The sequence below is a fragment of the Phycicoccus avicenniae genome, assembly GCF_018139485.1.
GTDB classification, from domain to species: domain Bacteria; phylum Actinomycetota; class Actinomycetes; order Actinomycetales; family Dermatophilaceae; genus Phycicoccus; species Phycicoccus avicenniae.
The window spans coordinates 98909-120530 of record NZ_JAGSNF010000009.1; the positions used below are offsets into that span (position 1 = coordinate 98909).

A 21622-nucleotide genomic window follows, 5' to 3' on the forward strand; every position below is an offset into this window, starting at 1 on the left:
TCAGTCGAGCCGGACGACCGCGACGCAGCGGCCGAGGACCTTCTGGCCCGCGCTCGTCGTCGTGACGTCGACCGTCACCCGTCCGGTCCCCTCGTCGACGGCCGTGACGACCCCCTCGACGACGACCTCGGCGCCACCGACGGGCACGACGACCGGCTTCGTGAACCGGGTGCCGAACTCGACGACCCGCCCCGGGTCGCCGGCCCAGTCGGCGACGACCGACCCGGAGGCGCCCATCGTCCACATGCCGTGGGCGATGACGTCGGGCAGGCCGACGGAGCGGGCGAAGTCCTCGTCCTGGTGGATGGGGTTGCCGTCGAGGGACGCCTCGGCGTACGCGACGAGGGTGTCGCGGCCGACGGGCACGGTGACCGGACCGACGACGTCGCCGACGGACACGGACGCGAGCGGGCGCGCGGCCATCAGTCCTCCCCTCCCCGGACGACGAGCAGGGAGGTGACGGTGCTCAGCGCCTCGCCGCCGGCCGTCGCGAGCTCGGTGCGGGTCGTGACCATCGAGTGCCCGCCGGCCTGGCGGACGGCGTCCACCGTGACCGTGCCGACGACCTCGTCGCCGGCGACCATCGGGCGGTGGTGGACGAACCGCTCCTCGCCGTGGACGACCCGGCTGAAGTCGATGCCCGCCTCGGGGTCCTGGACGTACGCGGCCTCGCTCGCCTGGGCGTACCGGACGGCGAGCGTCGGCGGGGCGACGACGTCGGCGTACCCGGCGGCGCGGGCGGCCTCGGCGTCGGTGTGCACGGGGTCGGTGGCACCGACCGCCGCGGCGAAGGCGGCGACGGTCGCGGCGTCAACCGGGTAGGGCCCGCTCTGCGGGTAGGTCCGGCCGACGAGGTCGGGGTTGACGGGCATGGACCCCACTCTAGGGGCCGCTGTCAGGGTGGCCGACGCCCCGGGGACGCGGCGAGGCCGCCGGCACCGGGTGGGTGCGGGCGGCCTCGGACGGGTGACGCGGAGGCGTCAGCGGGTCTCGCGGTGCGCGGTGTGCTTCTTGCAGCGCGGGCAGAACTTCGCCAGCTCCATCCGGTCGGGGTTGTTGCGGCGGTTCTTCTTCGTGATGTAGTTGCGCTCCTTGCACTCCGTGCACGCCATGGTGATCTTCGGGCGGACGTCGGCGCTCTTGCTGGCCACGGGGCAACCTGCTCTCGGAAACGGTGGTGGATCTCGGGCGGCGGCGCGGGCCGCGAGGTCCGCGCGCACATCAGCACAACAGGGTACGCGACCCGCGCATTCCGCGCGAAATCCCGACCGTGCGTAGCGGGAGGGGGGCTCGATCCCCCGACCTCACGATTATGAGTCGTGCGCTCTAACCAGCTGAGCTATCCCGCCGTGCCCGGAGGACCGGTGGGGGCCGGTCCGGCCGGGGCAGAGCCCCCTGTCGGAATCGAACCGACGACCTTTTCCTTACCATGGAAACGCTCTGCCGACTGAGCTAAGGGGGCGGGCGCCGCGCGGTGGAACCGCCCGGCAGGCCGACGGAGACACTACACGGTCACGCTCGGTCGAGCGAAATCCGGGAGCCAACGAGGGCGGGGCCGTACCACGTGAGCAGGCGGCCCGAGACGAGCCGCGTCGGCACGGCCGCGAAGCACTCCGGCCCGTCGGTCGCGGTGAACTCGTACGGCTCGTCCGGCAGCAGCACGACGTCCGCGAGGTCGGGGTCGTCGAGCGCGTCGACGTCCGCGTGCGGGTAACGGCCCTCCCCCGTCCCGCCGACGACCTCGACGCCGAGCCGCGCGAGGAGGTCGGCGGTGAACGTCGGCCGCCCGACGAGCATCCACGGGTCGCGCCAGATCGGGACGACGGCCCGCGTGTGCGGCGTCGGGACCTGCCCGGCCCAGGCGCGGTCGGCCTCGTCGAGCCAGGCCGGCGCACCGACCCCGACCGCCTCGACGAGGAGCCGACGCATCGAGGCGATCGCCTGCGGCACCGTCTCGATGTCGGTGACCCAGACGGCGACGCCGCGTTCGCGGAGCCGGCGCACGTCGAGCTCGCGGTTCTCCTCCTTGTTCGCGACGACGAGGTCCGGCCCGAGCGCGGTGACCGCGGCGAGGTCGGGGTTCTTCGTGCCGCGCACCCGGGCGACGTCGAGGTCCGCGGGGTGGGTGCACCAGTCCGTCGCACCGACGAGCCGGTCCGGGCACGTCGCGGCGAGCGCCTCGGTGAGCGAGGGGACGAGCGAGACGACCCGGCGCGCCGGGCCCGCGAGGGGCACCGGCGCACCGAGGTCGTCGTGGAGCCCGGTCAGCGCGGCGCCATCCGCAGGGCGCCGTCCATCCGCACGACCTCGCCGTTGAGGTAGTCGTGGTCGACGATCGCGAGGGCGAGCCGGGCGTACTCGTCCGGCCGGGCGAGCCGCTGCGGGAAGGGCACGCCCGCGGCGAGGCCGGCCCGGAACTCCTCGGACACCGTCGCGAGCATCGGGGTCTCGACGATGCCCGGGGCGATCGTCATGACCCGGATGCCGTACTGGGCGAGGTCGCGGGCCGCGGGGAGGGTCAGGCCGACGATGCCGCCCTTGGACGAGGAGTACGCCGCCTGGCCGACCTGGCCGTCGTACGCGGCGACCGAGGCCGTGTTGACGACGACGCCGCGCTGGCCGTCGGCGTCCGGCTCGGTCGCAGCCATCGCCTCGGCGGCGACCGTCATGACGACGAAGGTGCCGAGGAGGTTGACCTCGAGGACCTTCCGGTAGAGGTCGATCGAGTGGGTGCCCTTCTTTCCGAGGATGCGGGCCGACGGGCCGATCCCGGCGCAGTTGACGACGACCCGCAGCGGCCGCTCGGCGTCCGCGGACGCGGTCGCCACGGCGGCCCGGACCTCGGCCTCGGAGGTGACGTCGGTCGGGACGTACTCGACGCCGTCGACGGCGGGTGCGGCCGAGCACGCATCGGGCAGGTCGAGGGCGTACACGCGGGCGCCGCCGTCGGCGAGGGCGGCGGCGGTGGCCGCGCCGAGGCCGGAGGCGCCACCGGTGACGATGGCGGAGATGTGTGCGGTCTGCATGGGCCCATGCTGCCAGCCCCGGCTCGGACCACGACCCGGGCCACCGGCCGGCGGAGATCTGCCGAACGGGCGCCGGACGGGACCCGACGTCGGCCACACTGGCGCGGTGACGGCCACCTCGTTCGACGACGTCCTCGTCGTCAACCCCTCGCTGCTCCGCCCGGCGTCGACCGCGGAGGTCGATGCGGCCGCGGCGGCCCTCGGCGCCCCCTCCCGAACGGCTACGCCGACCTCGTGACCCGCCTCGGCCCCGGCGACCTCGGTCACCTCCTCCGGGTCGTGACCCCCGACGTCCTCGTCGCGGCCACCCGTGACTGGCGCCGGCGCGTCGGCGAGTACTGGTTCTGGCAGGTGCCGGACGCGGTGTCCGTCGACGCCCTGAGAGAGCGCGGCCTGCTCCTCGGCGACACCTCCGACGGCGACGAGCTGGTCGTCGACCCCGCCCGACCCGACACCCTGGTCGTCCTCCCGAGGGACGCCGACGACGCGGTCGTCGTCGAGGGCGGCCTCCTCGCCGCCGTCGACTGGGTCCTCGAGGGCAACCTCAACCCCTGGGTCGAGGGCTGGACCTTCGAGGCGCCCGGGAACGTCACCGAGCAGCGTCCGCTCCCGGGGGACCTCGACGGCGCGGCCGCGTCCCTCGCCGCGCTCGGCGCCCACGCCCACGTCGTCGACCTGGGAGATCGCCGGACGTTCTTCCTGCCGTCCGTGGAGGGTCGGCTCTCCCTCCACCGGTTCGAGGACGAACCCCTCGTGGTCGACGTGTCCCACGCGGAGTCGGCGGACCCGGCCGAGATCGACCGTCTCCTCGCAGCGGTCGGCTGCTGACCGCGGTCGTACGGTGTCCACCATGGAGCTGCGCATCGGAGGGCACGTCGACCAGGAGGACCCCGTCACGGAGGCGGGCGCCCGCGCGGCCGGGCTGAGCCAGCTCTTCCTCGGCGACCCGCAGAGCCACAAGGGGCCCGTCGTCCGGTACGAGGGCGGAGCGGCGGCGCTGCGGGCCGCGGCCGGGGCCGCCGACGTCCACCTCTACGTCCACGCGCCGTACCCGATCAACGTCGCCTCGACGAACAACCGGGTGCGCATCCCGGGCCGCAAGCTGCTCCAGCAGCACCTCACCGCGGCCGCGGAGATCGGGGCGAAGGGCGTCGTCGTGCACGGCGGCCACCTCGGCATCGACGAGGACGCGGCCGTCGGCTTCGACAACTGGCGCAAGTGCGTCGACGGGCTCGACATGCCGGTGCCCCTGCTCATCGAGAACACCGCGGGCGGCGACAACGCGATGGCGCGCCGGCTCGAGGCGATCGAGCGGCTGTGGGAGGCCGTGGGCCGGGCGGAGGGCGGCGACACCGTCGGCTTCTGCCTCGACACCTGCCACGCGCACGCCGGCGGCGCCGACCTCGGCAGCGTCGTCGACAGGGTCCGGGCGGTCACCGGGCGGATCGACCTCGTCCACTGCAACGACAGCCGCGACGAGTTCGACAGCGGCGCCGACCGGCACACCAACCTCGGGTCGGGCCACATCGACGGCGCCGACCTCGCCGACGTCGTCAGGGCGGCCGGCGCCCCCGTCGTCGTCGAGACGCCCGGTGGCGCCGAGGGCCAGGCGGCGGACATCGCGTGGCTGCGGGAACGGCTGGGCTGATGACCGGCTTCACCTGGCTCCCCGCGAACGAGGCGACCGCCGAGCACGTCGAGGCCGTCTTCGAGGCCGGCGGCGCCCGGAAGTGCCGGTGCCAGGCGCTCAAGGTCCCGGGGTGGATCTGGCGGGACACGACCCAGGACGAGCGGGACGCCGCGCTGCTCGAGCAGGCCGGGTGCGGCACGGGCGGGCCGACGTCCGGGCTCGTCGGGTACGTGGGTGGCGAGCCCGCCGGGTGGGTGGCCGTCGAGCCGCGGGAGGACTACCCCCGGATCTGGGCCAGGCAGAAGTCGTGGATGCGGACCGATCCCGACCTCGAGGGCGTGTGGTCGGTGACGTGCTTCGTCGTCCGGAAGGGTTTCCGGCGGCAGGGCCTGATGTACGAGCTCGCGGCGGCGACCGTCGAGTACGGCGAGCGGGTCGGCGCCCGCGTCCTCGAGGGCTACCCGACGGAGCCGCCGCCGGGGAGGACGGTCATCTGGGACGAGGCGTCCGTCGGGCTGCTCCAGGTCTTCCTCGACGCCGGCTACGAGCCGTACACCTCACCGACGCTGCGGCGCCGCGTCGTCCGCCACCGGCTCGACGGCGCGTGAGGTCCGGACTCAGCCGGTGACGGCGTACCGGGTGAGCAGGACGCCCCGCGGAAAGGTCCGGGTCTCGCGGAGGTCCAGCGTCATCCGGTCGGGCAACGACGGCAGGAACGCCCGCCCGCCCCCGACGACGACGGGGTGCGTGACGACGACGATCTCGTCGACGAGGCCCGCCCGCAGGGCGGACGCCGCGAGGGTGGCTCCGGCGACGTCCATCCGCCCGCCGTCCTCGGCCCTGAGCCGGGCGATCTCGGCGACCGCGTCGCCGGTGTGGACGCGGGCGTTCCAGGTCGGGGCGAAGGCGGCCGAGGTGAAGACGACCTTCGGCATCGCCCGCCACCGCCGGGCGTACTCGGCGTGGGCCGCGCTGACGCCGGGCCGCTCGTCCGCCGTCAGCCAGTGCCCGCTCATGTCGTCCCACAGCCGCCGCCCGTAGAGGGCGGTCCCGGTGCTCGCGACCCGGTCGGACCACCACCCGAACAGCTCGTCGCTCGGCGTGCTCCAGCCGAGGTCGCCGTCGGTGTCCGCGACGACGCCGTCGAGGCTGACGTTCATCGCGTAGGAGAGGAGGCTCACGCAGCCCAGCGTCCCGCACGACGGCCCCGCCGGGGAAGGGCCCCGTCAGACGTTGCGGCGGTACTGGCCCCCGACCTCGAAGAACGCCTCGGTCACCTGCTGCAGCGAGCAGACCCGGGCCGCGTCCATGAGGACGGCGAAGACGTTCTCCCCGCTGCTCGCGGCGTCCTTGAGCCGGGCGAGGGCGGCCTCGGCCTCGTCCCGGTGGCTCTCGCGGAACTCCTGCACCCGGGTGAGCTGCGACTCCTTCTCGGCCTCGGTCGCCCGCGCGAGCTCGACCTCGCTCGGGGTGACGTCGGCCTCGGGCCGCACGAAGGTGTTGACCCCGACGACCGGCAGCGAGCCGTCGTGCTTGCGGTGCTCGTAGAGCATGGACTCGTCCTGGATCCGGCCGCGCTGGTAGCCGGTCTCCATCGCGCCGAGCACTCCCCCGCGCTCGCTGATCCGGTCGAACTCGGCGAGCACCGCCGCCTCGACGAGGTCGGTGAGCTCGTCGACGACGAACGCCCCCTGGAGCGGGTTCTCGTTCATCGCCAGGCCCCACTCCTTGCCGATGATGAGCTGGATCGCGAGCGCGCGCCGGACGGACTCGGTCGAGGGGGTCGTCACGGCCTCGTCGTAGGCGTTGGTGTGGAGGCTGTTCGCGTGGTCGTAGATCGCGATGAGCGCCTGGAGGGTCGTGCGGATGTCGTTGAAGTCCATCTCCTGCGCGTGCAGCGACCGGCCCGAGGTCTGCACGTGGTACTTCAGCTTCTGGCTGCGCTCGCCCGCGCCGTACTTCTCGCGCATCGCGACGGCCCAGATCCGCCGGGCGACCCGGCCGATGACGGTGTACTCGGGGTCCATCCCGTTGCTGAAGAAGAAGGACAGGTTCGGCGCGAAGTCGTCGATGTCCATGCCCCGCGCGAGGTAGGCCTCGACGTAGGTGAACCCGTTGGCGAGGGTGAAGGCGAGCTGGCTGATGGGGTTCGCCCCGGCCTCGGCGATGTGGTACCCGCTGATCGAGACCGAGTAGAAGTTGCGGACGCGGTTCTCGATGAACCACTCCTGGATGTCGGCCATCATCCGCAGGCTGAACTCCGTGGAGAACAGGCACGTGTTCTGCCCCTGGTCCTCCTTGAGGATGTCCGCCTGGACGGTGCCGCGGACCGTCGCGAGGGCGCGGGCGCGGACCTCGTGCCGCTCCTCCTCGCTCGGCTCGCGACCGTTCTCCTCCGTCCACGCCTCGACCTCACGGTCCATCGCGGTGTTGAGGAAGAAGGCGAGGATCGTCGGGGCCGGCCCGTTGATCGTCATCGACACGCTCGTCGACGGCGAGGTGAGGTCGAACCCGTCGTAGAGGACCTTCATGTCCTCGAGGGTCGCGACCGACACCCCGGAGGTGCCGACCTTGCCGTAGACGTCGGGCCGGGGGTCGGGGTCGCGCCCGTAGAGGGTCACGGAGTCGAAGGCGGTCGACAGGCGGGTCGCGGGCTGCCCCTCCGAGAGGAGCTTGAAGCGGCGGTTGGTGCGGAAGGGGTCGCCCTCGCCGGCGAACATCCGCGCCGGGTCCTCGTTGTCCCGCTTGAAGCGGAAGACGCCACCGGTGAAGGGGAACCAGCCGGGCAGGTTCTCGCGGCGGAGGAAGGACAGCAGGTCCCCGTCGTCGGTGTACCGCGGCAGGGACACGCGACGCACCTCGCTGCCGGACAGCGACTCACGCACGAGCCGGGTGTGGATCTCCCGGTCCCGGACGGTGACGACCTGCTCCTCGCCGGAGTACGCCTCGACGACAGCCGGCCACTCGGCGAGCTGGCGGGTCAGCGCCGCCGGGAGGTCCTCCCGGGCCCGCTCGAGCAGCGCCTCGACGTCGGCCGTGTCCTTCTCCGCGGCGGCGAGCGCGTCGCGGACCTCGGTGAGCCGCTGGACCCGGCGGGCGGCGTCGGCGTACCGCTCGGTGTCGTCGTGGTAGCCGCGGACCGTCTCGGCGATCTCGGACAGGTACCGCACCCGCTGCGGCGGGACGACCTGGCGGATGGTGCTGGAGTGCCGGACCTCGACCGGTCGCAGCGTGCCCTCGGCGACGGGGAGGCCGAGCCCGGCGAGCCGTCCGCGCAGCTCCTGGTAGAGCGCCGTGACGCCGTCGTCGTCGAAGGTGGCCGCGGAGGTGCCGAACACCGGCATGTCCTCGGGCTTCTTCCCGAACGCCTCCCGGTTGCGGACCATCTGCCGCCCGACGTCGCGCAGGGCGTCCATCGCGCCGCGGCGCTCGAACTTGTTGACGGCGACGACGTCGGCGAGGTCGAGCATGTCGATCTTCTCGAGCTGGCTCGCGGCGCCGAACTCGGGCGTCATGACGTAGAGATTGACGTCGGCGTACCCCGTGATCGCGGCGTCGCCCTGCCCGATCCCGGGCGTCTCGACGACGACGAGGTCGTAGCCGGCGGCTTTCAGGATCGTCACGACGTCCTCGAGCGCCTCGGGCACCTCCCGGCCGCCGCGGGTCGCGAGGGAGCGGAAGTACACCCGGTCGCCGTCGAGGCTGTTCATCCGGATCCGGTCGCCGAGGAGTGCGCCGCCGCCCCGCCGGCGGGTGGGGTCGACGGCGACGCACGCGACGCGCAGCTTGTCCTGCTGGTCGACCCGCAGCCGGCGGACGAGCTCGTCGGTGAGGCTGGACTTGCCGGACCCGCCGGTGCCGGTGATCCCGAGGACCGGGACGCGGCGGCGGGCGGCGGCCTCCCGCAGCTCGGTACGGACGGCGTCGTCGAGGTGCCCGGTCTCGGCGCCGGTGATCGCCCGGGCGACCGCGGTGCGGTCTCCGGACAGGACGGCGTCGACCGTCGTGGGCCCGGACTCCCAGAGGTCGGTGTCGCACGCCTCGACGACCTGGTTCACCATGCCGGGCAGGCCGAGCCGCTGGCCGTCCTCGGGGCTGAAGATCGTGACGCCGGCCTCGCGGAGCCGGGCGATCTCGGCCGGGACGATGACGCCCCCACCGCCACCGACGACGCGGACGTGACCGGCACCGGACTCGCGGAGCAGCTGCACGAGGTACTCGAAGTACTCGACGTGCCCGCCCTGGTAGGAGCTGACGGCGACCCCCTGGACGTCCTCGTCGATCGCCGCGTCGACGACCTCCTGGACGGAGCGGTTGTGCCCGAGGTGGACGACCTCCGCGCCCTGGCTCTGCATGATCCGCCGCATGATGTTGATCGACGCGTCGTGGCCGTCGAAGAGGCTCGACGCGGTGACGATGCGGACGGGGTGCGTCGGGACGTGCAGATCGCGGTCGCTCGGCTGCGGTGCCATGCGGGTCCTCCAGGGTCGCCGATGGGTCACCCGAGATACTAGGACGTCCTAGTACCTACCGGGAAGTCACCGCGACGTCCCGGAACCCGGATGCGGTCGAGAAGCAGGTGGTGCACGATCTGCGCCGTGACGACCGATGACCCGACACCTTCCGGCCCGACCCAGCGCACACTCGTCGGGGAGGGGGACGCCGCGCTGGACCAGCGCCTGAGCGACGAGCTGGACCGGCACAACGCGGCCGCCACCGCCGACGTCGAGCCGGCCCGCGAGCTGACGGTGCAGGTCCTCGACGGCGACGGCGCCTTGCTCGCCGGGGCGTCCGGGTGGACGTGGGGCGCGGCCGCGGGCATCGCGATGACGTGGGTCGACGCCTCCGTCCGCGGGCAGGGCGTCGGCCGGGACCTCCTCGCCGCGTTCGAGGAAGAGGCACGCGCGCGTGGCTGCACCCACGTCTTCACGACGTCGTTCACGTTCCAGGCGCCGGACTTCTACGTCGCCGCGGGGTACCGCGAGACCTTCCGCTGGGAGGGCGTGCCGACGGCGGGGCGCGACGACGTCCACCTCCGCAAGGACCTGTGCTGACGGCGGGTCAGCTGCGCAACCAGCGGTCGTACGGGTCGGGGTCGGTCGCGACGAGCAGCCACTCCGCGGCGGCGCGCCGGTAGAGGTCCGGGACGGCGTGGAGGGGGACGTCGTCGACGAGCCGCTGCCAGGACAGCACCCGGTGCAGCGCCGAGAGCCGGTCCGCCGCCGGGAGGAGCGCCCGCAGGTCGCCGGCGTCGACGAGGTCCGCCCACGGCTCGAGCGCGGCGTCCCGGACCCGCCGGACGAACGGGTCGTCGGCGCCCCGCCGCTCGGCGAGGGTCCACAGCGGGATCCGCAGCGCGGTGAGCGGATGCGCCCAGACCGCGTCGCCGAGGTCGATGAAGGCGATCGCACCCCCGGCGCCGGCGAGCGCGTTGCCGAGGTGGAGGTCGTTGTGCTGGAGGGAGTCCGGCAGCGGGGCGCCCGACAGGGCGTCGGCGGCGGCCTCGACGAGGGCCAGGCCGTCCTCGACGTGGCGCCGCTCGCCCCCGGAGAGCCGCCGCGGGTCCTCCGGCGGGAGCGCCGCGAGCCGGTCCGCGAGCCCGGCCGCCCAGTCCGCGGCCTCGCGCTCCGGGAAAGGAGTGATGCCGGTGGCGAGGACGTCGGCCCCGTGGTCGGCGAGGTCGCGCTGCAACCCGCCCCAGGCCGAGACGAGCGCTACCCAGGCCTCGTCCGGCACGTCGTCCCGTTCGCCGAGCGGCGTCCCCGCGTCGCGGGTGGCGAGGCGTCCCGTGGCCGGCTCCGCGGCGACGACCGGCGGCGTGCGGCCGGGGGCGAACCGGTCGACCGCGTGGACGAGCGACGCCTCGAAGGCCTGCGACGGTGCGTTCTCCTTGACCCAGACCGCACCCGCGGCCGTCGGGACGCGGAGCACCGTCGACCAGAACCGGACGTGTACCTGCTCGACCGGACCCGTCGCCGGGGTGCATGCGGCGTCGAGCGCCGGGAGCAACCACCGCTCGAGGTCGTCCCGCCACGCCGCGCTCGCCCACAGGGCCGGGAGGTCTCGCACGCTGCGCAGCGTAGGGCGGCGTCCATCCGTTGACATGTGACCTTTTAGTCACCTAATGTCGAAGCGTGCAGGACGACCTGGTGTTCAAGGCGCTCGCGGACCCGACGCGACGCCTCCTCCTCGACGCCCTGTACGCCCACGACGGTCGGACCCTCGGCGAGCTCGAGCGCGTCGTCGCCGACGACACGGACATGACCCGCTTCGGGGTCTCCAAGCACCTCGGGGTGCTCGAGGAGGCGGGCCTGGTCACCACCCGGAAGGACGGGCGGCGCAAGCTGCACTTCCTCAACCCGGTCCCGATCCGCCTCGTGCACGACCGGTGGATCGACAAGTACACCGAGCACCACGTGCTCGCGCTCACCGACCTGAAACGCGCCCTGGAGGACGAGACATGACGACCACCGACGACAGCACGACCGACGCCCCCGCCGACACCGACCGGACCGTCCCCGCGGTCCAGGTGTTCCGCGTCTACATCGAGGCCCCCGCGGAGCGGGTGTGGGCCGCCATCACGAGCCCCGAGTTCTCGAACCGCTACGGCTACGGCGGGGACGTCGAGTACGACCTCTCCCCCGGCGGCGACTACCGCAACCTCACGACCGCGCAGATGAAGGAGATGGGGATGGGCGACGTCGCCGTCACCGGCCGCGTCCTCGAGGTCGACCCGCCCCGCCGGCTCGTCCAGACCTGGGTCGCGGCGTGGCACGGCGAGGAGACGACCCTCACGTGGGACCTCGAGGAGTACCCCGGCCCGCTCACCGGACTCACCCTCACCCACGACTGCACCGGCGCCCCCGCGAGCGCGCGGGACGTCAGCGGCGCCGGCGACCCCGCGCAGGGCGGCGGCGGGTGGCCGTGGGTCCTCGCGGGGATCAAGACCCTGCTCGAGACCGGCCGTCCGATGGTCGGCTCGGGGGCCTGACCCGGCACGTCCCGAGGGCGGTCACCCGGCGTCGCGCTGCTCCGCGAGCCAGGTGACCGCCTCGGCGTACCCCGCGACACCGCGGCCGATGACGTGGTGGGCGCAGACGTCCGTGAGGTAGGAGTGGCGCCGGAAGGGCTCGCGGGCACGGATGTCGCTGATGTGGACCTCGACGACCGGCACCCGGCACGCCGACACCGCGTCCCGCAGCGCGACGGAGGTGTGGGTGTAGCCGGCCGCGTTGAGGACGATGCCCACGATGCCGCGCCGTCCCTCCTGGACCTGGTCGACGAGGACACCCTCGTGGTTGGTCTGGCGGACGTCGGCGACGAGCCCGTGCCGCTCCGCGGTCTGCGCGCAGAGGCGCTCGACGTCGGCGAGGGTCTCGTGGCCGTAGACCTCCGGCTCCCGCTCCCCGAGGAGGTTGAGGTTCGGGCCGTTGAGCACGAGCACGGTGCGGGCGTCCATGGCCGCGAGTATCCCGCACTCGCGGTGTCGCCCAGGGGGTCAGCCGCGGTAGTCGTCGGTGAGGACGTCCGAGCAGTCCGGCGCGAGTCCGGGCTCGGCGTCGGGACCGACCGCGGCGTCCATCGCCCGCGCGCGCCCGAGGTTCCAGGACAGCCAGTCACCGTGCGTGTCACCCTCGCCCCAGAGGGTCGACAGGCGCCGTGCATCGACGACGCACGTCCCGAGGTCGCCGGGGAGCCGCTCGAGGATCGTCGGGGTCGCGTCCGCGGAGAGGCCGGAGAGGTAGAAGGTGTCGAGCCGGCCCGTCGCCTCGTACCGGTCGATGTTGTGTCCCGCGACCCAGGCGTCCGGGTTCATCCCGACGAAGCCGACGGTGAACAGCGCGCCGGAGAGGACGACGGCCCGCGGCACCCACGACCACGACATCCGCACGAGCCCGGCGAGCATGAGGAGGACGACGAGCCCGAGCCACAGCTCCACCCCGTCGACCCACAGCCGCAGGACCGTGAAGCCGTACGCGTCCTGGTAGAGCGCCATCCGGTGCAGGGCCGAGCCGACGACCGCGAGCGCGAAGAGCCCCAGCATCCCGAGCTGTACCCGCAGCAGGAGCAGGTCCCGGCCGGTCGAGCGGCGCGCCACCCGCAGCGCCGCCGACATGACGAGGACGGTGAGCCCGGTGGCGACGGTCATCTGGCCGAAGCCCTGGTGGACGTACTCGGCGTACGTGAGCCCGGTCGTCGCGCGGAGGTAGGACTCGCCCCCGAAGAGGGCGCTCGCCTGGGCGACGAGGAAGGCGGCGAAGAGCGCGACGACGACCCCGACGGGGACCGCCCACTCGTACGTCGCCCTCGGGCGCGCGGGCGGCACCACGAGGCGGTCGACCCGCGGCGGGTTGAGCGCGAGGTAGGCGCCGGAGAGTGCGACCCCGCCCACGAGGACGAAGAGGAAGGTCCGGGCGACGATCGTGTCCCAGCGCAGGTCGGGCACGACGGCCTGCGCCCACGCCCCGAAGACGGCGTCGCCGGTGGCGAAGAGCCCGCCGAAGACGACGAGCGCGACGAGGGCGAGGGCGGCGGTGCGCAGGACGGGGACCAGGGTGGGCACCCGGCTCGCCGCGGCGGCGGTGCGCCCGACGAGCGGCAGCCCTCGCAGCGCGGACAGGGGCCACGCGGCTCCGCTCGCGACCATCGCGAGGAGGCCGTGGGCGCGGGTGAGCCCGACCGCGGCGAGGACGACCCCGACGAGGACGGACAGGGTGACGACGCCGCCCGCGTCCCGCACCGCCGCGGTCGTCGCGAGGAGACCCGCGAGCACACCGCACGTCACGGTCCAGCGGTCCCGGCCGTGCCGGGCCACCCGCCACATGAGGGCGCCGGTCGCGAGCATGACGAGCGTCGTGACGAGCCCGATGCCCCGGTCGACCCAGGTGAGCGCGGCGAGCGCCCCGATACCCGCGGCGGCGGCGAGGACCCCCGGCCGGGGGCGACCGTCGGGCTCGGGCCAGAAGCGGTCGACGACCGGGTCGGACGGACCGCCGCCGCTCGCGTCGGCCGGGGGCGTCGACGGCGTCGTGGGCGCCGGCCGGGCCGGGGTGGGTGTCTCGCTCGTCGTCGGCATCGAGGTCTCCTCCTGGAGGTGGCCGGGCCGCTGGGCCCGGGGGACGGTGGGCAGGGTGACCCGCACGAGCGCGCCCGTGGCCCCGGGGGCGGTCGGGACGACCTCGACGCGGCCGCCGTGCAGCTCGCACACCCAGCGGACGATCGCGAGCCCGAGACCGGTGCCGCCGGCGCCGTCGCCGCCGGTGCCGAAGCGCTCGAGCACCCGCTCGGCCTCCTCCGCGGGGATGCCGGGGCCGTCGTCGCGGACCTCGAGGACCCAGCGGTCACCGTCGGCCGCGGCGTCGACCCGGACGACACCGACGGGCGGGCTGTGCCGGACGGCGTTGTCGACGAGGTTCGCGACGAGCTGGGCGAGCCGGGCGGCGTCCGCCTCGACGGTGAGGTCGCGGGGCAGGACGTCGACGTCGACGCGGACCCCCCGGCCGGCGAGGGAGGCCTCGCGGGCGGTCCGCTGCAGGAGGTCCTCGACGCGGACCGGGGCGAGGACGAGCGGGGCCACCCCGGCGTCGACCCGGGAGAGGTCGAGGAGGTCCTCGACGAGCGCGCTGAGCCGCTCGGCCTGGGACAGGGCGCCCCGCAGGGTGTCCGGGTCGGGCGTCACGACCCCGTCGGCGAGGTTCTCCAGCAAGGCCCGCTGTGCGGTGAGCGGGGTCCGCAGCTCGTGGGAGACGGTCGCGACGAGCCGGCGCCGCTCGAGGTCGGCGCCCGCGAGGTCGGCCGACATCGCGTTGAACGCCCGGGCGAGGACGCCGACCTCGTCGGAGGACGTCGCCGTCACCCGCTGTCCGTAGTCACCACCTGCCATCCGCCGCGCCGCCGCGGTCATCTCCCGCAGCGGCGAGGTCATCCCCCGCGCGAGCCACTGGGTGACCCCGAGCGCGGCGCCGATCGTCACGGGCACCGTGACCCAGCCGGCGAGCCCCGCGCCGTCACCCACCGAGGCGACGACGACCGCGGCGAGGACGCTCGCCGCGACGAGCACCCCGAGCTTGACCCGGATCGAGGTCACCGGGTCCAGCGGACGGTCGGTGCTCATGCCGGCACCTGCAGCGCGTAGCCGACGCCGTGGACCGTGCGGACCCGCTCGGCGCCGATCTTCGCGCGCAGCGACTTGACGTGGCTGTCGAGGGTGCGGGTCCCGGTGGCGTCGCCCCAGCCCCACACCTCGCGCATGAGCACCTCGCGGGAGCGCACCGTCCCCGGCTCCGTGGCGAGCGCGCAGAGCAGGTCGAACTCCAGCGGCGTGAGGTGGACAGCGGTCCCGTCGACGGTGACGCCGCGCGTCGCGGGGTCGACGACGAGCCCGGCGAGGTCCAGCCGGCCGGTCGTGCGGGCGAGCCGCTCGGCACGCTCGACCCGCCGCAGCAGCGCACGGAGCCGCGCGACGACCTCGCGCATCGAGAAGGGCTTGGTCATGTAGTCGTCCGCCCCGACGCCGAGCCCGACGAGCAGGTCGGTCTCGTCGTCGCGGGCGGTGAGCATGAGGACCGGCACCGGGCGGGCGGACTGGATCCGCCGGCACACCTCGAGGCCGTCGAAGCCGGGGAGCATGAGGTCGAGGAGGACCGCGTCCGGGGAGCCGGCCTCGAACGCGCTCACCGCCGACGGGCCGTCGGCGGCCTCGGTCACGGTGAAGCCCTCGGCGCGCAGCCGGTCGACGACCGCCTGCCGGATGGTCGGCTCGTCCTCGACGACGAGCACGTGGCTCGACGGTGTCCCCTCGCTCATGTCGAGCAGCGTAGGGAGGGTCGCGTGGCCGGCGCTCGGGCTCGGTGTGGAGATCGTGTGAAGGTCGGCGGACCGTCGGTCCGGGCGACGCGCGACGGCCCCGGAGCGTGGTGCTCCGGGGCCGTCGCCGGTGGGCCGGGTCAGGTGACCGAGGAGACCCAGGCGGACGTGTTCGTGTAGTGCGAGGGGTGCTTGCAGCTGCGGGTCGCGGTCTTGTCGCAGCGGCCGATCCGGAAGGTGACGGTGCGGTTCTCCGGCAGGTTCTTGTTGCACTGCCGCTTGTTCCAGTAGTCGGCGCCGCTCGCACCGCCCGCGTGCCGGCACACGCCCTGGCGCCCGCTCGTCGTCTTCCAGATGATCCCGACGCTCTGCGCGTCGGCCTGCTGGTCCCAGACCCAGAAGATGTCCCCCGACCGGTCGTAGCAGCCCTTGCCGTAGGACTCGTCGACGGTGCGGTTGCACGTGAACGCGCTCGGGATCGTCTTCAGCTGGGCCACGTCGTACTCCCAGGTGACGGCCTGGGCGCCGGTGGCGCCGGTCAGGCCGAGCGCGCAGGCAGCGGCCAGGGTGGCGAGGATGCGGTGTCGGCTAGGCATGGATGGTCCCTCCCGGTGTGCGCCCACCCGTCGTGGGCGTCTGCGCACATCGCACCACCGTGGGGACCCGCCGTCGATGGGGAGCACTCCCCCGGCGACGTCACATGTCGCGGTAGCGGCGCGAGGCCTCGAGGTGGCGGCGGACCCGGTCGGCGTCGGCGGGGACCGGGTGGGACCAGTCGTCGCCGTCGACGTACAGGGCGGCGTAGGCCGCGGTGTCACGCTGGGTGCGCCATCCCTCGGCGAGCGCACCGTAGTCGTAGGCGTCGTAGCCGATGTCGTCGAGGAAGGCCGCGACCCGGGTCTTGGCGTCGGGGTCGTCCCCGGCGATCGCCAGGGTCGCGCGGTCCGGCGCACCGGCGGGCCGGGCGAGAGCCGCGAGGTGCTCGAAGTAGATGTTGTTGAACGCCTTGACGACGTGACTGTCGGCCAGACGTGCCTGGACCATCTCGCTCGTCGTCGTGCTCTCGTCGTCCAGCGCCGCGACGTGGCCGTCGCGGTCCGGGTAGTAGTTGATCGTGTCCATGACGACCTTCCCGGCCAGCGGGCCGGCGGGGAGGTCGCCGAGGGCCTTGAGCGGCACCGTGACGACCGCGAGGTCGGCGGCCTCCGCGGCCTCCTCCCGCGTCGCCGCCCTGGCCCGGGGGCCGAGGTCCGCGACGAGGTCCGCGAGCGTCTCGGGGCCCCGCGAGTTGCTGAGCACGACGTCGTGTCCCGCGTCGACCGCGAGCCGCGCGACGGTGCTGCCGATGTTGCCTGCTCCGATGAGTCCGATCGTCGTCATGACCGGTCCAACGGGTCGAGCGGGGCCCGACATTCCGGACTCGGGGCACACGTCGACGGCCCCGGAGCGGGCTGCTCCGGGGCCGTCCGCGGGATGGGTCAGCCGCGGCCGATGAGCCAGCCGATGACGAGTCCGACGATGCCCACGACGACGTAGGGGCCGTAGGTCTTGAGCAGGATCGGGATGACCGCCGAGCCCAGGTCGAGCGAGTCGTCGGAGGACGACGTGCTCGGCCGGGGCGCCGGTCGCGTGGGCGTCGGCGCGGCGGGCGCCGGGTCGGCCGCGGGAGGGGTGTCGGCCGCGGGGGCCGGCGCAGCCTCTTCGGCCGAGGCCGCCGAGGGCTCGGACACCGGAGCGTCTGCCGCAGGCGCGGGTGCCGCGGGTGCCGCGGCCGCTACGGGTGCCGCGGGTGCGGCGTCCGCGAGCCGGCCCTCGATGCACTGGACGAACTGACCGAGCAGCTTGTCGGAGACGTCCTGCATGACGCCACGGCCGAACTGCGCCGGCTTGCCCGTCACCGCGAGGTCGGTGACGACGTCGACCTTGGTCCCCGTCCCCTCGGGCTCGAGCTGGACGGTGACGGTGGCCCCGGCCGTGCCGTTGCCCCGCTTGTCCTTGCCCTTGGCCTCGATGACGGCCCGGTGCGACGCGTCGTCCTTCTCGACGAACTGCCCGGACCCGGAGTACTGGAGCGCGATCGGGCCGAGCTTGACCTTGACCGTCCCGCTGAACCCGTCCTCGCTCACCTCGGTGACCGTCGCCCCGGGGAAGCAGCCGCCGACCTGCTCGAGGTCCATGAACGTCTGCCATGTCGTGTCGACGTCGGCGGGCACGGTGAAGTCGTGCTTCAGCTCCATCCGGTGATCAGCCTCCCAGGGCGTGCTGGACCGCGCGGCGGGTCAGCACGGTCGCGAGATGACGGCGGTAGTCGGCGTCGCCGTTGAGGTCGCTCGGGGGGTTGGTCCCCTCCGCGGCGGCGGCGCAGGCGTCGGCGAGGTCCGCCGTCCCCTTCCCGACGAGGGCCTGCTCCACCGCGGTCGCCCGCAGCGGGGTCGAGCCCATGTTCGTCAGCCCGACCCGGGCCTCGGTGATCGTGCCGCCCTCGGCCTTGACGGTCGCGGCGACCGCGACGATCGACCACTGGTGCGAGACGCGGACGAACTTCTCGTACGCGCTCCCCCAGCCGGTGTGCTTCGGGATGCGGATCTCGGTGAGCAGCTCGCCGTCGGCGACGGCGGTCTCGAAGAGGTCGTGGAAGAACTCCCCGGCCCCGACGGTGCGCTCCCCGCCCGGGCCGACGACGACCATCGTCGCGTCGAGGGCGAGGACCGGGGCGCCCACGTCGCCCGCCGGGTCGGCGTGCACGAGAGCGCCGCCGACGGTGCCGCGGTGGCGGATCTGCGGGTCGGCGACGGTCTCGACCGCCTTCGCGAGCAGCCCGGCGTGCTCCTGGACGAGCGCGTTGCCGACGACCTCGCTGTAGGGGGTCATCGACCCGATCGCGATGTGGTCGCCGCCGTCCCGCACCCCGCGCAGGGCCTCGACCCGGCCGAGGTCGACGACCTTCTCCGGGGCGTTGAGCCGCATCCGCAGGATGGGCAGGAGCGACTGCCCGCCGGCCAGCACCTTGGCGTCGTCGCCGGCCTCGGCGAGGACCGACAGGGCCTCCTCGACGCTCGTCGGCGCCGCGTAGTCGAAGGTCGCGGGGATCACTGCACTGCTCCGTCCGTCGTGCCGGCCGAGGGATCCTGGTTCGGGGTGCCCTCGTCGAAGTGCGGCTGCTGGGTGGGGGTCACGCCGGCACCCTGTCGGCCGCCCGCGCTCTGGATCGCCTTCCACACCCGCTCGGGCGTGCACGGCATCTCGATGTCGTCGATGCCGCGGTCGCGCACCGCGTCGACGATGGCGTTGACGACCGCCGGGGTCGAGGCGATGGTGCCGGCCTCGCCGACGCCCTTGGTCCCGAGGCTGTTCGACGTCGCGGGCGAGGTCGTGTGGTCGGTGACGAAGCTGATCGTGTCGGCCGCGGTCGGGAGGGTGTAGTCGACGAACGACCCGGAGACCAGCGTCCCCTGCTCGTCGTACTCCGCGCCCTCCCACAGCGCCTGGGCGATGCCCTGGACGAGGCCGCCGTGAACCTGCCCCTCGACGATGAGCGGGTTGATGATGTTCCCGATGTCGTCGACGCAGACGTACTTGCGCATCTTCGTCGCGCCTGTCTCGGTGTCGACCTCCATCGCGCACAGGTGGGTGCCGTGCGGGAAGGAGAAGTTCACCGGGTCGAACGTCGCGTCGGCGTCGAGCGAGGGCTCGACGTCCTCCGGGTAGTCGTGCGCCGCGAACGCCGCGAGGGCGAGGTCGGAGATCCCGACGCCCTTGTCGGTGCCCCGGACGGTGAACTGCCCGGCGGAGAACTCGATGTCGTCCACGCTCGCCTCGAGGCTGTGAGCCGCGAACTTCTTCGCCTTCTCGATGACCTTGTCCGCGGCCCGCACGAGCGCCTCGCCGCCGACGACGAGGGAGCGGGAGCCGTAGGTGTCCATGCCCTTCGGGGCGATCTGGGTGTCGCCGTGGAGCACCTCGACGTTCTCGAAGGGGACCCCGAGCCGGTCGGCGACGATCTGGCTCCACGCCGTCTCGTGGCCCTGGCCGTGGGCGGACGCCCCGGTGATGACCTCGACGGTGCCCGTCGCGAGCATCCGGATCGAGGCCGACTCCCAGCCGCCGGCGCCGTAGTCGAGCGAGCCGAGCACCCGGGAGGGGGCGAGGCCGCACATCTCGGTGAAGGTCGAGACGCCGATGCCGAGCTGGACCGGGTCGCCGGACTCGCGCCGCTGCTTCTGCTCCGCGCGCAGCTCGTCGTAGCCGAAGAGCTCCTTGGCGCGGGCCGTCGCGGCCTCGTAGTTGCCGGAGTCGTACGTCATGCCGGCGACCGAGGTGAACGGGAACTCGTCGTGCTTGATCCAGTTCTTCTCGCGGATCTCGAGCGGGTCGACCCCGACCTCGGCCGCGAGCTCGTCCATGAGCCGCTCGATGGCGAACGTGGCCTCGGGCCGGCCGGCGCCGCGGTAGGCGTCGACCCACGTCTTGTTCGTGTAGTACGTCGTGCAGTTGAACTGGTACGCGGGGAACTTGTAGATGGCGTTGAACATCCACGCCCCGAGGACCGGGACGCCGCCGCCGACGATCGCGGCGTAGGCGCCGAGGTCGGCCATGAGGTCGACCTTGAGCCCGGTGACGGTCCCGTCCTTCTCGGCGGTGAGCGTCAGCTTCTGCCACTGGTCGCGGCCGTGGTGCGCCGAGATCATCGACTCCGAGCGGGTCTCGGTGTACTTGCACGGCTTGCCGAGCTTGCGGGCGACGGCGAGCGTCGCGAACTCCTCCGGCGTCGACTGGAGCTTGCCGCCGAAGCCGCCGCCGACGTCGGGGGCGATGACGCGGATCTTGGACTCGGGCAGACCGGTCGTCGCCGCGATGCAGAACCGCAGGATGTGCGGGACCTGGGTGGCCGAGTACATGACGACCTGCTCGCCGGTGGGGTCGACGACGGTCGAGCGGGGCTCCATGAACGCGGGGATGAGCCGCTGCTGGCGGTACTCGCGCTCGATGACGATGCCGTCCTGGCGGGCCTTCTCGATCGCCTCGCCAACGTCGCCGCCGCTGCCCTGCGCTGCCGAGTCGAGCTGCCAGAAGGCGCTCTTGTTCGTGCCGAGGTCGGGGTGGGCGAGGACCGCGTCGTTGGCGGCCTCCTTGAGGTCGAGGATCGCCGGCAGCTCCTCGTAGTCGACGTCGACGAGCTCGGCGGCGTCGCGGGCGGCCGCCGCGCTGCGGGCGACGACGACGGCGACGATCTCACCGGTGTGCGACACGCGCTCGAGCGGCACCGGCAGGTGGTCCGGGGTCTTCTGGTCCGGCGAGATCGGCCAGGCCGTGATGTTGACGCCCTGGATGTCGGCGATGTCGTGACCGGTGAAGACGCGCACGACGTTCGGCGCGGCCGACGCCTCGGCGGTGTCGATCGAGGCGATCTTCGCGTGGGCGAAGGGGCTGCGCACCATCGCGAGGTGCAGCATCCCCGGCAGCTGGATGTTGTCGGTCCACTTCGTCCGGCCGGTGATGAGGCGCTGGTCCTCCTTGCGGCGGCGGGCGCTGCCGATCTCCGGGCTCGTCGTGGGACGGTCGTCGACAGCGGTCATCAGGCGTCGCTCCTCTGGCTCGAGCCCGCCGCGGCGGCGACGGCCTTGACGATGTTGTGGTAGCCGGTGCAGCGGCAGAGGTTGCCCTCGAGGCCGACCCGGATCTCCTCCTCGGAGGGGTTCGGGTTCTCCTTGAGGAGGTCGACGGCCTGCATGATCATCCCGGGGGTGCAGTAGCCGCACTGGAGGGCGTGGTTCTCGTGGAACGCGGTCTGCATCGGGTGCAGCTCGCCGTTCGTCGACAGCCCCTCGATCGTCGTGACCTCGTGCCCGTCGGCCTGGACCGCGAGCATGTTGCAGGACTTGACGCTGCGGCCGTCGAGGTGGACGGTGCACGCCCCGCAGTTGCTCGTGTCGCACCCCACGACGGTGCCGACCTTGCCCAGCACCTCGCGGAGGTAGTGGACGAGCAGCATCCGGGGTTCGACCTCGTCGGTGTAGGACGCGCCGTCGACGGTGACGGTGATCCGAGTCATCCTTGACTCCTTCACGGTTGGACCGGTGTCGTGTCGGTGATCTTGCTGGGTCCATCGTCGGACGGCAAGCACTTCCGGCGAACCCGCCGAACGGGCAGGTCCACCGTG

The 21622-nt window shown here is 73.4% G+C and carries 24 protein-coding genes and 2 tRNA genes; 7 read left to right on the plus strand and 19 right to left on the minus strand.

Features of this window, described 5'->3' with window-relative positions; genetic code table 11:
* The 7 genes from KC207_RS07820 to KC207_RS07850 form a co-directional block, all read right to left on the minus strand.
* Entirely contained in the window at positions 1–423 is a 423-nt protein-coding gene (locus KC207_RS07820) for a MaoC/PaaZ C-terminal domain-containing protein (protein WP_211602442.1), read from the minus strand.
* Positions 423–872, minus strand: coding sequence for an FAS1-like dehydratase domain-containing protein (locus tag KC207_RS07825; protein WP_211602443.1), 450 nt, complete (start codon positions 870–872; stop codon positions 423–425). Before KC207_RS07825 ends, KC207_RS07820 begins: the two co-directional genes overlap by 1 nt.
* 108 nt (positions 873–980) lie before the next feature.
* Positions 981–1151, minus strand: a complete 171-nt coding sequence (gene rpmG, locus KC207_RS07830; protein WP_211602444.1) for a 50S ribosomal protein L33 — start codon at positions 1149–1151, stop codon at positions 981–983.
* 124 nt (positions 1152–1275) lie between these two features.
* Positions 1276–1349 (minus strand) — tRNA-Met (locus tag KC207_RS07835).
* Between the two features lie 40 nt (positions 1350–1389).
* Positions 1390–1462, minus strand: a tRNA-Thr gene (locus KC207_RS07840).
* A gap of 50 nt (positions 1463–1512) precedes the next feature.
* Positions 1513–2235, minus strand: a complete 723-nt coding sequence (locus KC207_RS07845) for a helical backbone metal receptor (RefSeq protein WP_282958960.1) — start codon at positions 2233–2235, stop codon at positions 1513–1515.
* Between the two features lie 29 nt (positions 2236–2264).
* Entirely contained in the window at positions 2265–3026 is a 762-nt protein-coding gene (locus KC207_RS07850) for an SDR family NAD(P)-dependent oxidoreductase (RefSeq protein ID WP_211602445.1), read from the minus strand.
* Between the two features lie 106 nt (positions 3027–3132).
* On the opposite strand from KC207_RS07850, the gene KC207_RS17025 reads away from it, so the two are divergent.
* The 4 genes from KC207_RS17025 to KC207_RS07865 are packed head-to-tail and all read left to right on the plus strand — an operon-like array spanning position 3133 to position 5264.
* The gene (locus KC207_RS17025) at positions 3133–3264 is read left to right on the plus strand and encodes a hypothetical protein (RefSeq protein ID WP_282958961.1); all 132 of its coding nucleotides are present in this window, start codon (positions 3133–3135) and stop codon (positions 3262–3264) included.
* Positions 3261–3854, plus strand: coding sequence for a hypothetical protein (locus tag KC207_RS07855; RefSeq protein WP_211602446.1), 594 nt, complete (start codon positions 3261–3263; stop codon positions 3852–3854). Before KC207_RS17025 ends, KC207_RS07855 begins: the two co-directional genes overlap by 4 nt.
* Before the next feature lie 22 nt (positions 3855–3876).
* Positions 3877–4674, plus strand: a complete 798-nt coding sequence (locus KC207_RS07860) for a deoxyribonuclease IV (protein WP_211602447.1) — start codon at positions 3877–3879, stop codon at positions 4672–4674.
* Positions 4674–5264: a GNAT family N-acetyltransferase gene (locus KC207_RS07865; RefSeq protein WP_211602448.1), complete on the plus strand. Its 591-nt coding sequence runs from the start codon at positions 4674–4676 to the stop codon at positions 5262–5264. The genes KC207_RS07860 and KC207_RS07865 overlap by 1 nt, the downstream gene beginning before the upstream one ends.
* Positions 5265–5273: 9 nt before the next feature.
* On the opposite strand, the gene KC207_RS07870 is transcribed toward KC207_RS07865, so the two are convergent.
* Together KC207_RS07870 and icmF are read right to left on the minus strand one after the other, a co-directional pair.
* Positions 5274–5816: a dihydrofolate reductase family protein gene (locus tag KC207_RS07870; protein WP_437179129.1), complete on the minus strand. Its 543-nt coding sequence runs from the start codon at positions 5814–5816 to the stop codon at positions 5274–5276.
* A 66-nt stretch (positions 5817–5882) separates the two neighbouring features.
* Positions 5883–9128 (minus strand): fused isobutyryl-CoA mutase/GTPase IcmF, encoded by a 3246-nt coding sequence (gene icmF, locus KC207_RS07875; protein ID WP_211602450.1) that lies wholly within the window; start codon positions 9126–9128, stop codon positions 5883–5885.
* Positions 9129–9254: 126 nt separating this feature from the next.
* Here icmF and KC207_RS07880 point away from each other — a divergent pair, with 126 nt between their 5' ends.
* The gene (locus KC207_RS07880) at positions 9255–9710 is read left to right on the plus strand and encodes a GNAT family N-acetyltransferase (protein WP_249138630.1); all 456 of its coding nucleotides are present in this window, start codon (positions 9255–9257) and stop codon (positions 9708–9710) included.
* Positions 9711–9717: 7 nt separating this feature from the next.
* Here the strand turns inward: KC207_RS07880 and KC207_RS07885 are convergent, their stop codons facing one another.
* On the minus strand, positions 9718–10725 hold the full coding sequence (locus KC207_RS07885; RefSeq protein WP_211602452.1) for a phosphotransferase: 1008 nt from the start codon (positions 10723–10725) through the stop codon (positions 9718–9720).
* A gap of 65 nt (positions 10726–10790) precedes the next feature.
* On the opposite strand from KC207_RS07885, the gene KC207_RS07890 reads away from it, so the two are divergent.
* Entirely contained in the window at positions 10791–11120 is a 330-nt protein-coding gene (locus KC207_RS07890; protein ID WP_211602453.1) for an ArsR/SmtB family transcription factor, read from the plus strand.
* Positions 11117–11647 carry an SRPBCC domain-containing protein gene (locus KC207_RS07895; protein ID WP_211602454.1) on the plus strand — a complete coding sequence of 177 codons (531 nt, stop codon included), beginning with the start codon at positions 11117–11119 and terminating at the stop codon, positions 11645–11647. Before KC207_RS07890 ends, KC207_RS07895 begins: the two co-directional genes overlap by 4 nt.
* Positions 11648–11668: 21 nt before the next feature.
* On the opposite strand, the gene aroQ is transcribed toward KC207_RS07895, so the two are convergent.
* From aroQ to KC207_RS07940, 9 genes are all read right to left on the minus strand, one after another.
* A complete protein-coding gene (gene aroQ, locus KC207_RS07900) occupies positions 11669–12115 on the minus strand; it encodes a type II 3-dehydroquinate dehydratase (protein WP_211602455.1) in 447 nt (148 codons plus the stop codon).
* A gap of 39 nt (positions 12116–12154) precedes the next feature.
* Positions 12155–14770: a DUF4153 domain-containing protein gene (locus KC207_RS07905; RefSeq protein WP_211602456.1), complete on the minus strand. Its 2616-nt coding sequence runs from the start codon at positions 14768–14770 to the stop codon at positions 12155–12157.
* The gene (locus KC207_RS07910) at positions 14767–15462 is read right to left on the minus strand and encodes a response regulator transcription factor (protein WP_211602457.1); all 696 of its coding nucleotides are present in this window, start codon (positions 15460–15462) and stop codon (positions 14767–14769) included. The genes KC207_RS07905 and KC207_RS07910 overlap by 4 nt, the downstream gene beginning before the upstream one ends.
* A gap of 140 nt (positions 15463–15602) precedes the next feature.
* Positions 15603–16058, minus strand: coding sequence for a hypothetical protein (locus KC207_RS07915; protein WP_211602458.1), 456 nt, complete (start codon positions 16056–16058; stop codon positions 15603–15605).
* Between the two features lie 100 nt (positions 16059–16158).
* Positions 16159–16842, minus strand: a complete 684-nt coding sequence (locus KC207_RS07920; RefSeq protein WP_211602459.1) for an NADPH-dependent F420 reductase — start codon at positions 16840–16842, stop codon at positions 16159–16161.
* A gap of 98 nt (positions 16843–16940) precedes the next feature.
* Positions 16941–17699 carry an SRPBCC family protein gene (locus tag KC207_RS07925; RefSeq protein WP_211602460.1) on the minus strand — a complete coding sequence of 253 codons (759 nt, stop codon included), beginning with the start codon at positions 17697–17699 and terminating at the stop codon, positions 16941–16943.
* A gap of 7 nt (positions 17700–17706) precedes the next feature.
* Positions 17707–18555 carry an FAD binding domain-containing protein gene (locus KC207_RS07930; RefSeq protein ID WP_211602461.1) on the minus strand — a complete coding sequence of 283 codons (849 nt, stop codon included), beginning with the start codon at positions 18553–18555 and terminating at the stop codon, positions 17707–17709.
* The gene (locus KC207_RS07935; RefSeq protein WP_211602462.1) at positions 18552–21038 is read right to left on the minus strand and encodes a xanthine dehydrogenase family protein molybdopterin-binding subunit; all 2487 of its coding nucleotides are present in this window, start codon (positions 21036–21038) and stop codon (positions 18552–18554) included. The genes KC207_RS07930 and KC207_RS07935 overlap by 4 nt, the downstream gene beginning before the upstream one ends.
* Positions 21038–21514 (minus strand): (2Fe-2S)-binding protein, encoded by a 477-nt coding sequence (locus KC207_RS07940; RefSeq protein WP_211602463.1) that lies wholly within the window; start codon positions 21512–21514, stop codon positions 21038–21040. Before KC207_RS07940 ends, KC207_RS07935 begins: the two co-directional genes overlap by 1 nt.
* Positions 21515–21622 lie beyond the last annotated feature (108 nt).